At 58.3% G+C, this 12556-nt stretch carries 9 protein-coding genes; 5 read left to right on the top strand and 4 right to left on the bottom strand.

The window, feature by feature from the left end; genetic code table 11:
- Positions 1 to 20 precede the first annotated feature (20 nt).
- From ELY25_RS02175 to ELY25_RS02160, 4 genes are all read left to right on the top strand, one after another.
- Positions 21 to 1712 (top strand): VRR-NUC domain-containing protein, encoded by a 1692-nt coding sequence (locus ELY25_RS02175; RefSeq protein WP_126949667.1) that lies wholly within the window; start codon positions 21 to 23, stop codon positions 1710 to 1712.
- Positions 1713 to 1723: 11 nt separating this feature from the next.
- Positions 1724 to 4042, top strand: coding sequence for an ATP-dependent DNA helicase (locus ELY25_RS02170; protein WP_126949666.1), 2319 nt, complete (start codon positions 1724 to 1726; stop codon positions 4040 to 4042).
- Between the two features lie 16 nt (positions 4043 to 4058).
- Positions 4059 to 4838: a sulfite exporter TauE/SafE family protein gene (locus ELY25_RS02165; RefSeq protein ID WP_126949665.1), complete on the top strand. Its 780-nt coding sequence runs from the start codon at positions 4059 to 4061 to the stop codon at positions 4836 to 4838.
- 199 nt (positions 4839 to 5037) lie between these two features.
- Entirely contained in the window at positions 5038 to 6231 is a 1194-nt protein-coding gene (locus tag ELY25_RS02160) for a glycosyltransferase (RefSeq protein ID WP_236995621.1), read from the top strand.
- Here the strand turns inward: ELY25_RS02160 and ELY25_RS02155 are convergent.
- Together ELY25_RS02155 and ELY25_RS02150 are read right to left on the bottom strand one after the other, a co-directional pair.
- A complete protein-coding gene (locus ELY25_RS02155; protein ID WP_126949664.1) occupies positions 6222 to 7097 on the bottom strand; it encodes a glycosyltransferase family 2 protein in 876 nt (291 codons plus the stop codon). The genes ELY25_RS02160 and ELY25_RS02155 overlap by 10 nt on opposite strands.
- Entirely contained in the window at positions 7094 to 9178 is a 2085-nt protein-coding gene (locus ELY25_RS02150) for an HAD-IIB family hydrolase (RefSeq protein ID WP_126949663.1), read from the bottom strand. Before ELY25_RS02150 ends, ELY25_RS02155 begins: the two co-directional genes overlap by 4 nt.
- Before the next feature lie 40 nt (positions 9179 to 9218).
- Between ELY25_RS02150 and ELY25_RS02145 the strand changes: the two genes are divergently transcribed.
- On the top strand, positions 9219 to 10277 hold the full coding sequence (locus ELY25_RS02145; protein ID WP_126949662.1) for a glycosyltransferase family 4 protein: 1059 nt from the start codon (positions 9219 to 9221) through the stop codon (positions 10275 to 10277).
- A 7-nt stretch (positions 10278 to 10284) separates the two neighbouring features.
- Here ELY25_RS02145 and ELY25_RS02140 read toward each other — a convergent pair whose 3' ends face one another.
- Positions 10285 to 11430, bottom strand: a complete 1146-nt coding sequence (locus ELY25_RS02140) for an MFS transporter (protein ID WP_272482555.1) — start codon at positions 11428 to 11430, stop codon at positions 10285 to 10287.
- A gap of 124 nt (positions 11431 to 11554) precedes the next feature.
- Positions 11555 to 12487 carry a LysR family transcriptional regulator gene (locus ELY25_RS02135; RefSeq protein ID WP_126949661.1) on the bottom strand — a complete coding sequence of 311 codons (933 nt, stop codon included), beginning with the start codon at positions 12485 to 12487 and terminating at the stop codon, positions 11555 to 11557.
- Between the last annotated feature and the right edge of the window lie 69 nt (positions 12488 to 12556).

Raw genomic sequence — 12556 nt, 5'->3', positions numbered from 1 at the left:
CGCCCTGATACAATGGATAAATGAACAGTGCTCCCGCCCCGGTTACCGCCTCGCTCGACGACCCTTTTTACTACCTGACGAACTTCCGGTTCGTGCTGGCCTGGGTGAGTGAGCGCCACGCCGACCTGTTAGATCCTGACGAGCTCGCCTTTCTACGCCATTTCGATACGCTGCCGCAGGCTTCCCAGGCGCTGCTTGCGCGTATGGTGATGCGCAAGGGCGAGCTATTCCGTCTGGGCAAACTCAGCTACCGCGAAATAGGCGATACGTCGGATGCCTTGGCTCCGTTGGTTGAGCTTGGTTGGGTGGACGCGGCCCCGACACTCAGTGTGGATGAGCTGTTTCACCAGCTGCGCCTTGCCGAGCTGCGCTCAGCGCTGGCCACTCCCATGCGCGACGCCGGACTTCCAGCCTCTGCTGGCAAGGCAGTGCTGCAAGCCACGCTAACGTCCCAACTCACCGAGATAAAATCGTTAACCGAGTGGTGGCCAATGGCGCCGGATAACATCGTGCGCCTTATGGTGATGGACATCTGTGACCGGCTGCGGCTGATGTTCTTTGGCAACCTGCGCCAGGACTGGGCCGAGTTCGTACTCACAGAGCTTGGCTTGCAGCAGTTTGAAAGCGTACCGTTCACCACCACCTCGCGTGCTTTTCAGCAGCGTGAAGAAGTGAATGCCTATTTGGCTCTGCACCGGCTGCGCCAGCGCCTGGATGAGGGCGAACCCTTTGAACAGCTGAGCCTTGAGCTGCCGCCCAGGCCGGGTAACGCCTGGCTTGCTACCCGCCGCGCCCGCTTGCTGCTGCAGCTGGGGCGAGAAGCGGAGCGCAGCGGTCAGGCCGAGCAGGCCGTTTTACTGTATGCAAAAGCTGAGAGTAGTGAAGCGCGTATCCGCCAGCTGCGCGTGTTGGAGCGCCTGCGCAGGCATCAGGAAGCATTTGACTTGGCGATGAACGCTCAGAGCCTGACACCCAATGAAACCGAAGCTCAGGCGCTCGCCCGGTTACTGCCCCGACTGCGCAAGAAGCTAAAAATTGACGCACAGCCGCCCGTGCGCGAGCCAGCCTACACGCGCTGGGAGTTAACACTTCCTGGGCCTCAGCCAGTGGAGCGCGCCGTCGCCCTGCACATTGGCTCACCTGAGGCGCCGGTTTACTATACGGAAAATACCTTAATCACCGGGCTGTTTGGCCTGCTCTGCTGGCCAGCCATCTTTGCTCCGCTACCGGGGGCGTTTTTTCATCCGTTTCATAGCGGCCCTGCGGATCTACATCGTGAAGATTTTGTCGCCCGGCGGCGTGGGCTGTTTGATGAGTGCCTGGCCCGGCTGGAGGATGGCAGCTACCGGCAGGCGATTCATACTACCTGGCAGGAGAAGCACGGCTTAGCTTCACCCTTTGTACATTGGCCATTACTGGATGAAACGCTTTTAGCGCTGGCGCTTGAGTGCCTGCCCGCTACTCATTTAAAAGCCTGTTTTGGGCGGCTCTTACAGGACATAAAGGCTAACCGGGCAGGGTTGCCCGATCTGATCCAGTTTCTGCCTGACGCACCGCCGAGTGAGCCGCGTTATCGACTTATCGAAGTAAAAGGCCCCGGTGACCGGCTTCAGGATAATCAGCGCCGTTGGCTGGCGTTTTTTCATCAGCATCATATTCCAGTCGCGGTATGCTACGTGCAGTGGCTGGCTGACTCGCCAGCTGCGTTATGACCAAGGACGCGATGAGTAGCGCCACAGCAGAGTATCGGATTGCCGTTCGCGCGCTGTGTGATTTTACCGCCCGTGAAGGCGATCTGGATCACCGCTTTACTCCCTCGCCCAGCGCTCAGGAAGGCATTGCCGGGCATATCCTGATTGCTAGCCGCCGGGGTGATGGCTACATGGCTGAACTGCCGCTTTCCGGTACGTATAAAAGCCTGACCGTGACCGGGCGCGCTGATGGGTACGACCCTGCTGAAAACCGCCTGGAAGAGGTCAAGACTTACCGCGGCAACCTTGACCGCATGGCCGACAACCAGCGCGCGTTGCACTGGGCGCAAGTAAGGATTTACGGCGCTCTGTTATGCCGGGCACGCGGCCTTGATGAGGTCACGCTGACGCTGGTGTATCTGGATATCGCTACCCAGAAAGAGACCCTGCTCAGCCAGAACGCGCAGGCGTCTGAGCTTGAGGCGTTCTTTACCATTCAATGCGAGCGCTTTATCGCCTGGGCCGAGCAGGAAGCCGAACACCGCCTGGCGCGTGATGCGGCGTTAACGACACTCAGCTTTCCTCACGCCACGTTTCGTCCCGGTCAGCGTGAGTTGGCCGAAGATGTTTACAAAGCCGCCAGCACTGGGCGCTGTTTGCTTGCCCAGGCGCCTACCGGGATTGGCAAAACCCTGGGCACGTTGTTCCCCATGCTCACCGCCATGCCCCGCCAGCGCCTTGACCGCATCGCCTTCCTGACCATGAAAACGCCGGGGCGACGCCTGGCACTGGATGCCCTGGCGCAACTTCGCCCTGATGAACAGGCCCCTGAACATGCAGCAAACGCTGCGCCTCGCGTGCTTGAGCTGATTGCGCGCGACAAAGCCTGCGAATATCCAGGAACCGCCTGCCATGGCGAGGCCTGTCCACTGGCCGCGGGCTTTTATGATCGGCTACCCGCTGCGCGTCAGGCCGCCGTGGCTGAAAACTGGTGGGACCGCGACGCGCTTCGCAAGGTGGCGCTTGCCCACAGCGTCTGCCCTTATTACCTAGGCCAGGAGCTGGCGCGCTGGGCGGATGTGATTGTCGGTGACGTTAACCACTGGTTTGATCGCCATGCGCTGCTCCATGGCCTGGCGCAGGCCAATGATTGGCATGTCGGGCTGCTGGTGGATGAAGCGCATAATCTGGTGGAGCGGGCGCGAGGCATGTACAGCGCCGAGCTCGACCAGCAGCGCTTTAATCGGGTACGCCGCAGCGCTCCAAAAGCACTTAGCCGCTCTTTAACAAGCCTTGGCCGGCAGTGGCAGGCGGTGGTTAAAGAAGTTGCCGAAAGTACGCCGGATGATACGGACCGGACAGACTATCACCTGCTCGACACACTACCCGATAAGCTGGTGGGTGCCCTGCAAAACGCCGCCGCCTCGATCACCAACCACCTGGGCGAGCATCCGGAAGACGCCTCTTTTGAACTCCAGGAACTACTGTTTGAGGCGTTAGCGTTTTGTCGCCTGGCGGAGAATTTCGGCGATCACTCGCTGTGCGATATAACCCTAGAGGGACGGGGAAAGGCCCTGATCGGCTTGCGTAATCTGATACCAGCGGACTTTCTAACGCCTCGTTTCAAGGCGGCTCACTGCGCCGTACTGTTTTCAGCCACACTCACGCCCGCGCACTACTACCGTGATTTGCTGGGGCTTCCGGCGAACACCGTATGGCGCGAGGTATGCTCACCCTTTGTGGCCCGTCAGCTTGAGGTGCGCATTCGCCGGGATATCTCTACACGCTTTCGCGATCGGGAGGCGTCGCTTACACCGATTGTGGCCGAGATGGCTCAGCAGTATCAGCAGGCGCCGGGCCACTATCTGGCATTTTTCAGTAGCTTTACCTACCTCGATGCTGCGCTTAAGCGGTTTAATGAACAGTATCCTGACGTACCCGTATTTGCCCAAACACCGGGCATGCGTGAAGCCGAGCGGGAGGCTTTCCTGCAGCGCTTCACGCCGGGCGGGCAGGGCATCGGGTTTGCCGTGCTGGGCGGTGTCTTTGCTGAAGGCGTCGACCTGCCCGGTGACCGGCTGATTGGAGCGTTTATCGCAACGCTGGGCCTGCCGCCGTTCAATGCCTTCAACGAAGCCCTTAAAGCGCGCCTTTCGGCAAGATTTGGCCAGGGGGATGACTACACCTACCGCATTCCCGGGATGATCAAGGTGGTACAGGCGGCCGGACGAGTGATCCGCAGCCCCGACGATGAAGGGGTTGTGGTATTAATGGATGACCGCTTTGCCCAACCCGGCGTGCAGGCGCTGTTACCCAGCTGGTGGGCAGTGGGCGGACGATCATCTCAATAACCGGGGGCGTGAGTGAATGGCGGATTTGGTGTGGTATCAATATGCGTTGATCGGGCTGATCTTTGCCTGGAGCGGTTTTGTCAGAACCAGCCTGGGGTTTGGCGGCGCGGTGCTGGCACTGCCTTTCTTATTACTGGTCGTTAACGATCCGCTACTTTTCCTGCCGATTATCGCTGTTCATCTACTGATCTTCTCCAGCTGGATTGCCTGGCAGGGCAACCGTCAAATAAAGCGAGAGAGCGGCAACGCTTCCGCTGAGAGCAATATTGATTGGGGCTATTTACGGAAAGCCCTGAAAATCATGATTATCCCCAAGCTGGTGGGCGTAGTGGGGCTGTTAACGCTGCCTGCCAATATCATGACCAGCATCATTTTCGGCATCGTGTTGGTCTACGCCATTGGCTACGTGCTCAATAAGCCGTTTAAAAGCAACAACAAATATGTCGACTATGTGCTACTGGCCCTGGGCGGCTATGTCAGCGGGACTTCCCTGATTGGTGCTCCACTGATCGTCGCCGTGTTTGCCTCGCATGTCGTCAAGGAACAGCTGCGCGACACCATGTTTGTGCTGTGGTTTATCCTGGTCGTGATCAAGATGATCTCGTTTTTGTTTGCCGGGGTGGATCTACAATTGATTCATCAGCTGTGGCTATTGCCCTGCGCATTTGCCGGTCATCTGCTGGGCGAGCGGGCGCACCGCTACATCGTCAAGGCCGATACGGGCGTGTTCTTCCGGGTACTCGGAGGAGTGCTGATCTTTGTCAGCATTATAGGGCTGATCTTTTCTCCTTCTTGAAGGTCGGCGTACCTTCTGGAGGGATAAGCTGGCAGGCATTTTTGCTGGTGCCAGCTATGCTTAGCGTCGTATGCAGCAATAATGCCGCTTAAGAAGCGTTGTTAAACAACGACAGGTCGACTTGAATCATCAGGCCACGGAAGCGGCCACGGCGGCGGAGCAGGTTCGGCGCCGATTAACACAAGGGAGTGTGCACGCTATGAAGAAACCCATCAGTTTTTTTGTTCATCACCAAGGGCGTGGTCATGCGCGGCGCACCATGGCGATTATTCGTGAATTCTCGCCTGACCGCCCGGTCAGCGTCATGACTGCGGACCCGTCGCTGTTCGATGGTTTCGAGCGCGAAATCGAGCTTATACCGCTACCCGACATGATTGGTGCGGATGTACCCACCCAGGCGCTGTTTGATCAGCCTACGCCTTCCGTCATGCACTGCGTGCCTATGGGCGTGGTAGAAATGCGTCAGACCATGCGGCGCATTCTGGATCACCTTGACGATACCGACACCGGGCTTTTCGTGATCGATGTGTCGGCGGAGCTTGCCCTGCTTTCGCGTATCGCAAGCGTTCCGGCGGTCAAGGTCCGCATGCACGGCGATCGCAACGACCCAGGGCATATTGGTGCCTATGAGGCATGCGTGGGCATGCTGGCGCCGTTTGATGAGCGCCTGGAGCAGGCCGATTACCCTGACCATTTACGGCAAAAGACGCTCTACACCGGGGGGTTGTGTACTACCGCGCCCGAGATGCCCGAGCGTGCCGAGGCGCGTCGCCGGCTGGGGCTTGATCCGGATCGTGAGATCGTTCTGGTGCTCACAGGAGGAGGCGGTTCGGGCACGCCTTATGCGCCGCTGACCGTGGCCGCAAGGGCGGCACCCAATACGCTGTTTCTCACCATTGGCCCGCTGCGCCTGGAAGGCCACGAGACCGATTTTGCCAATCTGGTCAATGCGGGCTGGGTCGATAACGTGGTGGATTATCTCGCCGCCAGCGATATCGTGCTGGCCTCGGCGGGTGACAATACCGTACATGAAATTGCCATGCTGAAGCGCCCCTATATCGTGGCGCCCGAGTGGCGCTACTTTGGTGAGCAGACCCGTAAGGCCGAGCGGCTGGCGGAGCTGGGCGCGGCGGTCAACATGGCCGTCTGGCCCGGCGACTTCGCCGGCTGGCAGACCGTGCTGGAACAAGCCCGAGGGCTGGATGTCAGCGCGCTGAGCGAGCTTTACAGCGCAGACGCCGCGCGCCGCGCCGCCCAGTGGCTGGAATCCTGTGTTGACCAATTATGGGAAGGCGCCGCCACGCCTCAGGCGGGCCAACCAACACCGGAGCATGAAGATAGAGCGGCCGAGTGTTCATCCGTCGCTATGGCGGTTAATGACACTCAACCGTAGCGTGCGCTAGCGGGCAGACGCGCAGTGCTGATCTCCTGCTGCGTGGGCTGCCTTATAACCTCAATGCTGTCCGCTTTCGGCGACCAGCGGATGGCACCCGCCTCACTAAACTGGTTTAACCAGTACTCCATGCACCACTGCTCCCAGCGGTGATAAAAGCGTCGGGCGTTGGCGATAATCGCCTCAAAGTGGGGCCAGGGTGGGGCATACATGGGGTGATGCTGATGCCAGGCAAGCGCGCCGCCCACCCAGTAAAGCGGCACATCCGCCGCTGCCAAACGCCAGGCGTAGTCGGTTTCCTCGCCGCCGTAGCCGATATAGCCCTCATCCATGCCGCCTGCGCGCTGGTGGTCTTGGCGCATCAGGGCAAACGATAGCCCCCAGAGATTGCCATGGTCAGGCTCGAAGCGGATTTCCTGTTCACTGAGGGCGGGACGCGCCGGGTGGCGTTCACCAAGTGTGGCAAGTCGCGCTAAATCCAGCGTGCCATCCGCGTGATAGCTTACGGCGTTCGCGGGCAGATAATGCACTTCGCCAATGTAAAGCGCCGACTGCTGGGCCAACGCGTCTCGATAGCGCGACACCAGAGTGGGTGAAGCGATACAGTCAACATCCAGAAATATCAGAGCCTCATGGCTTGCCGCATTGACGGCCTGATTACGCGCTTTGGCGAGCGGCAGGGCGTCGCCTTCCACCATGACATGACGAATGGGAAAGCGTGTTCGAGGTAGGTCTGTTTCCGGTTCGGGCTGCATCCAGGCGATGACCAGTTCATCTGGACACTGCTGCTGAGCCTCAAGGCTCACTATGAGATTCACCAAGTGCTCGCGCCGGTTTCTGACCAGCGTAAGGGCACTTACCTTCATGCCGTGCCTCCCGTCTTCTGCTTGCGCTGAAAATGTTGCACGCCTTCAATGATCCCCAATGCGTGCCGGGCCTGGGCGCTGTATACATGGGCCATACCGGGAGCCTCCAGCAGCCCATCACTGTGATTGGCGACCACAATCGAGCAGGGCGCCGAGCGCAGCATGTCCAGATCATTACCCGAATCGCCGGCGACATAGAGCGCCTGACGTTCGATGTTCAGGTGCTGACGTACGTGCTCCACAGCCTGACCCTTGGAGGCCTCCAGGGGCAGGATGTCCACATAGCGACCATGGCTTTGAATCACCGTGCTTGCCAGGCCGCGCTGTTTTAAATGGGCTTGAAGCTGCGCCACCAGGGATGCGTCACCATCGCTGAAATAGCTCAGCTTATGGCGGCGCTGCTCAAGTGGCCCCTGGGGCGTCAGTTCGGCTACCTCATCGAGTGCCTGTTGCACGGCTTCCTGTTGCCAGCGTCGGTCGATTTTCCCTGACCACTGGGTATCCTGTTGATAGGTCACGCCGTCGTCATTGCGGTAATAAATCTCAGAGCCAACCGAGGAAATGATCACCTGTGGGTAAGGGATGCCGGCCTGCTCCAGAATCGACAGCGCGCTATGAAAACTGCGCCCGGTGGCAACGCCAAACCCAAGCGTGGGCTGCTCCTCATACCAGGTGGTAAAGGCGCGTATGCCGTCAGGCGAGCCGGTCAGGGTGTTATCGATATCGCAGATCAAAAGCGCCTTGGGCGCGGCCGGTTCAAGGGCTGGCTGGCTAAGCCGGGCAAGCAGGTCATGATAGTACTGGGTATGACCTTTCCAGTCGTAGGCCTTGACGGCTTCCCGGCCGTTATCGGCCATGCGCTGCCAGCGGCTGGGGTTGTGAAACAGATCAAGCGCCTGGCGGATAATCTCATCATTATGGCGGGGGTTGATAAGCACTCCGTTGCCGCATTGCTCGACAATATCGCTGGGGCCGCCGCTGTCGGTGGCAATCAAGGGCAGGCCCGCCGCCGACGCTTCCAGTAGGGTCAGCCCAAACGGCTCGTTAAGCGCTGGATTGATAAACACGCCGCCTCGCTCGCGTGCCCAGGCGTAAAGCGCCGGGATATCTTCTGGCGCATGATGCTTGGGGTAGGCGACATGGCCGTAGAGGTTGTAATCATCGATCAGCGTTAAAAGCTCATGAAGATTATCAGCGAGCTCGGGTTCCAGCGCATCAATATGATCGCGTACGCCCGCCACAATCACAAGATTGGCACATTGCTGCAACGCTTTGCTCTGCCCGTAAGCGCACACCAGCGCGGCCAGGTTCTTGCGGGTGACGGGCCGGGCAATGGCCAGCAGAACGGGTTTGTCGGGGTCTATCAGAAACGGCTGCATCATCGCGTCAATGGCAGGCGTTGAAGTGGCACTGGTGAAATCATCCAGATGGCTACCGGGCGGGATAACGCGAATTCGGCCGGCATCGTAGTGCAGGTAGTCGGCGTACTGAACCTCGGCTTCATCTCTTGAGCTTGCGATGATCAGCGCGGCATTGCGAATGGCACGCTCTTCAAAGGCGATGCGCCGTTGTAAGGTCTGTTGCGTTTCGGCGTCCAGGTTTAACTGACCATCGGCCAGGCATTTAAGCTTGCAGCGCCCCAACGAGTGGGCGGTGAACACAAACGGAATGCCCTGGCGGGCACTGATTTCAGCGGCTACCTCGCCCGCATCCGCATAGTGGGCATGCAGAGCTGCCGGTGGGGCGGGCAGTGTGGCAAGCCAGCGCTCAAAGGCGGCGATAAACGATGGATGCTCCTGCCAGAGCGCTTCCTTGGGTAAATAATCAGGGCAGTCGGTAGGCAGGCGCACCAAGGTGATCTTCGGGCTAATTACTTCAACTGGGCAGGTATAGTCTACCTTACTAAACTCACACTCAAACGCGCGGGTTATCAGCGTAATACGCTCAATGGCGGGGTCCTGTTCGGAGGCCTCCACCAGTTCCAGCAGGTAGCGGATATGTCCGCCGGTATCGGCCGTAACGCCGTATTCGATATCGCTGCCGCGAAGGCAGCCCTGTAACGCCAAATGTACGATATGCATGTCGTGAATTCCTTTTCACCGGATAGGGTGCACCCAATCTATGCTTCAGAAAAAGCGTATACGCATTGCCCAAGTTGCTCCAGTTATCTTTCCAACACCGCCTGTTGATAATGGTGGAACCGAGCGCATCGTCTTTGATCTCACCGAGGCGCTTGTGGCGTTGGGGCATGATGTAACGCTGATTGCCCCTTCTGATAGCCAGACGAGCGCGCGCCATCTGGCAACCTCACCAAGTCTTTACCGCTGGCAGCAGCTGCGTGAAAACGTGCCGCCAGGCGTTCCGGGCGTTCTCGAAGCGCTGGTGCTGGAGCGTTTGCGCCAGCACTTGGATGAGTTCGATATCATTCATTGCCATGGAGAGTTCTGCCATGCGGCCGTGCTGGGCGAGCGTCGCCGACATAGTGTGACAACCGTTCACTGGCGTGTTGATGAACTGGATCGGCAGCTTTTCTTTGAAGGATTTCCCGATTTGCCGGTGGCTTCCATCTCTCAATCACAAGGTCGCGCCCTGCCTGAAAAAAATCATCTGGGTACGGTTTATCATGGCCTGGACGCCGAACGCTTTAATTTAGGTAAAGGCTCAGGAGAGTATTTAGCCTTTATCGGCCGCATGACCGACCAGAAGCGCCCTGATCGGGCTATTGAGGTGGTGCGCGCCACGGGCTATTCATTGCGCCTGGCAGGCGGCATCGATGTCGGCAACCCCGGCTGGTTTGATCGCCATGTAGCGCCCGCGCTTGATGAGCGCATCCAGCATGTGGGCACGGTTAATGATCAGCAAAAGCAGCAGTTCCTGGGTGAGGCAGCCGCGCTGCTGTTCCCCATCGATTGGCCGGAACCCTTTGGTCTGGTAATGATTGAAGCCATGGCCTGCGGTACGCCAGTGATCGCCTGGCGCAACGGTTCGGTGGAAGAAATTATTGAAGAGGGCGTTAGCGGATTTATCGTCGACTCCCATGAGGAAGCCGTTGCCGCCGTCAAGCGGCTACCTGAGCTTGATCGCCAGCGTGTGCGCAAGGCGTTTCTTGAGCGCTTTAGCGCCAGGCGAATGGCCGAAGACTATGTGGCACTTTATGAGACGTTGCTGGGTGCTGATTAAATTCGCCTTAAAGCCGGCTGTCCGCGCGTAGATAGGTTTTGCTCAGCATCATGAGGATAGCGGCGAACACGATGCACAGTACCGCCATGGCAATGAACACGTTGCGCAGCGAACCGAGCCAGATAACCGCCGGGGCGACCGCAATGGGCGAGATGAACTGGCCAAAGAAGAAAGTGGAGGTAAAACCGCCAAACACCCGGCCGCGCACCCGCTGTGGCGTAATGCGCATAAGCCAGGTGGTGGTGTTGGGCATGAAGGCACCCAGGCCGAACCCGGAGATTGCCGCACCCACAATGGCCATGGCGTAGCTGTCGGTGAACCCCACCACTAGAAAACCGGTGGCGGCCAGCGCAAAGCCCAGCACGTAAATCGTCATGACCGAGAAAAACGGCTTGTAGTAGCCGTAGCCAAACGCCACGATACTGGCCGTGAGTGCAGACATGGAGAGTGCGATGCCAATCGCCATGCCGCTGATCTCACCCTGCTCGGAAAGCAGAAAGGGTAGCTGGGCAGGAAACATGTAAAACATCATCATGCTCAGCATGGCGATCAGATAGCCAAGGCCGGTGCGCCAGTAATCGACGCGCGCCAGTGCCTGAGCGCTATCGGCATGTGTCGCGCCCGGCAGGCGAGGCTCCCTGAGCATCGCCCAGGCATAAGGCAAAAGCAGCACACCAGTAAGGTAGAGTAAAAAAGGCCCGCGCCAGCTCCAGTCGGAGAGCAAGCCCCCCAAGTTGATAAACACCACCCCACCAAGCGCCATGCAGCTACTCTGCAGGCCCAGAAAGCGCACACGCTCGCTACCCTCGAAGTAATCACCCACTAGCGTCGTGCTAATGCTCAAGATACCGGCGACGGCAATGCCCATCAGCGCCCTTGATGCTAACAAGAGCTCTACGCTATCGATCAAAAAGCCCGCACCACCCGCCAGCCCGTAAATGGACAGCATCAACAAAAGCAAAAGCTTGCGCCCAAATCGATCAGCCAGATAGCCCATCAGCGGGCTGAACAGCGTAATCATCAGCGCGGGTAGGGTCAGAATCAGCTGAATCAGCACCTGCGGATGCTCGGAAAAATGGCGGCTGATGCCCGGCAAGGCAGGCGCAATAATCGCGCCGGACATCACGGTCATGGTGCTGGCAAACAGCAGCACGGCTTTGGTGTGGGCTAAACGGCTGATGGTCGGCTTCCTGATATGAGAAGAGATAGAGACGCTGGCAGAGATCGTAGCATATCTATTAGCAGGCTATGTTGTTAGCGCTTCATAAAAGAAATGCTTAATCAGGACCAAATCGTCCCTGGCCGGCCTCACTGAGTAAAAAATTTACCAGTGTTTGTACGCGCACGTTGTGCCTGCTTTCGCGGGCATATATCAATTGAATAGGCATGGCGTTGGGACAAAACTCATCAAGCAATCTGATCAGCGTGCCTTCTTTAACGGCGCGTCGAACCATATACGAGGGCAGTTGGGCGACACCCAACCCAGCTTCTGCCGCTCGCTTGACGGCAATTCCCTCATCAAAGCGGTAGCGGTGCTCGAGCGTTAAAGACGCTTCTTTATCGTCTTTATCGTTGAATTGCCATGGCCTCACTCGACCAGTAGAGGCATTGCGAAAACCCAAGCACTGGTGATCGAGTAGCGCCTGTGGTTGGCCTGGATAGCCATACCGCTCCAGGTAGTCGAGAGAGGCAACCACGACGAGTCGCTGCCTATCCAGCGGGCGGGCGATTAGGCTGCTGTCGGCGACCGGGCCGATTCTTACCGCTAGGTCCACTTGCTCTTCGACCAAATGACACACTTCGTCATTGAGGCGAATATCCAGGCTGATGCCCGGGTGCTGCCGGGCAAATCTTGAAAGCATGGGGCCGATCACGCGTGCGCCATACACCTTGGGCAGGTCAAGTTTCAAATTCCCGCTGAGCGTTTGGGCATCCTGCCCTGCTAATACATCTACCTCTTTTAGTAGCTCAAGCACTTGCGAGTAGCGGCTGAATACGGCGTGACCTATTTCGGTCAAGACCACGCTGCGCGTGGTTCTATTCAAAAGCTTTACGCCCAGACGCTGTTCCATCCGCGTGACGCTTTTCCCTACGGCTGATGCCGAGAGCCCTAACTTCCTACCGGCGGCGGCAAAGCCTTGCTGGCGTACGGTCTGTACAAATGCCGTTACCTGGGCCAGGGAGTCGCTGGACTGTTTTGTGCCCGTCATAGATCGCTCTTGATTAGCAAATTCATCCTGTTACTTACCAAGGTAAGGTTGCAGCTTCGTGACACATTA

It is taken from the genome of Vreelandella populi (assembly GCF_003989825.1).
GTDB classification, from domain to species: domain Bacteria; phylum Pseudomonadota; class Gammaproteobacteria; order Pseudomonadales; family Halomonadaceae; genus Vreelandella; species Vreelandella populi.
This window is presented reverse-complemented; position numbering and strand designations above follow the sequence as displayed.

Coding starts and splice junctions, on each gene's coding strand:
- ELY25_RS02160 (WP_236995621.1), top strand. CDS start 5,038: ATGAAGAAACCCATCAGTTTTTTTGTTCATCACCAAGGGCGTGGTCAT.
- ELY25_RS02135 (WP_126949661.1), bottom strand. CDS start 12,487: ATGACGGGCACAAAACAGTCCAGCGACTCCCTGGCCCAGGTAACGGCA.
- ELY25_RS02145 (WP_126949662.1), top strand. CDS start 9,219: ATGCTTCAGAAAAAGCGTATACGCATTGCCCAAGTTGCTCCAGTTATC.
- ELY25_RS02155 (WP_126949664.1), bottom strand. CDS start 7,097: ATGAAGGTAAGTGCCCTTACGCTGGTCAGAAACCGGCGCGAGCACTTG.
- ELY25_RS02170 (WP_126949666.1), top strand. CDS start 1,724: ATGAGTAGCGCCACAGCAGAGTATCGGATTGCCGTTCGCGCGCTGTGT.
- ELY25_RS02150 (WP_126949663.1), bottom strand. CDS start 9,178: ATGCATATCGTACATTTGGCGTTACAGGGCTGCCTTCGCGGCAGCGAT.
- ELY25_RS02175 (WP_126949667.1), top strand. CDS start 21: ATGAACAGTGCTCCCGCCCCGGTTACCGCCTCGCTCGACGACCCTTTT.
- ELY25_RS02165 (WP_126949665.1), top strand. CDS start 4,059: ATGGCGGATTTGGTGTGGTATCAATATGCGTTGATCGGGCTGATCTTT.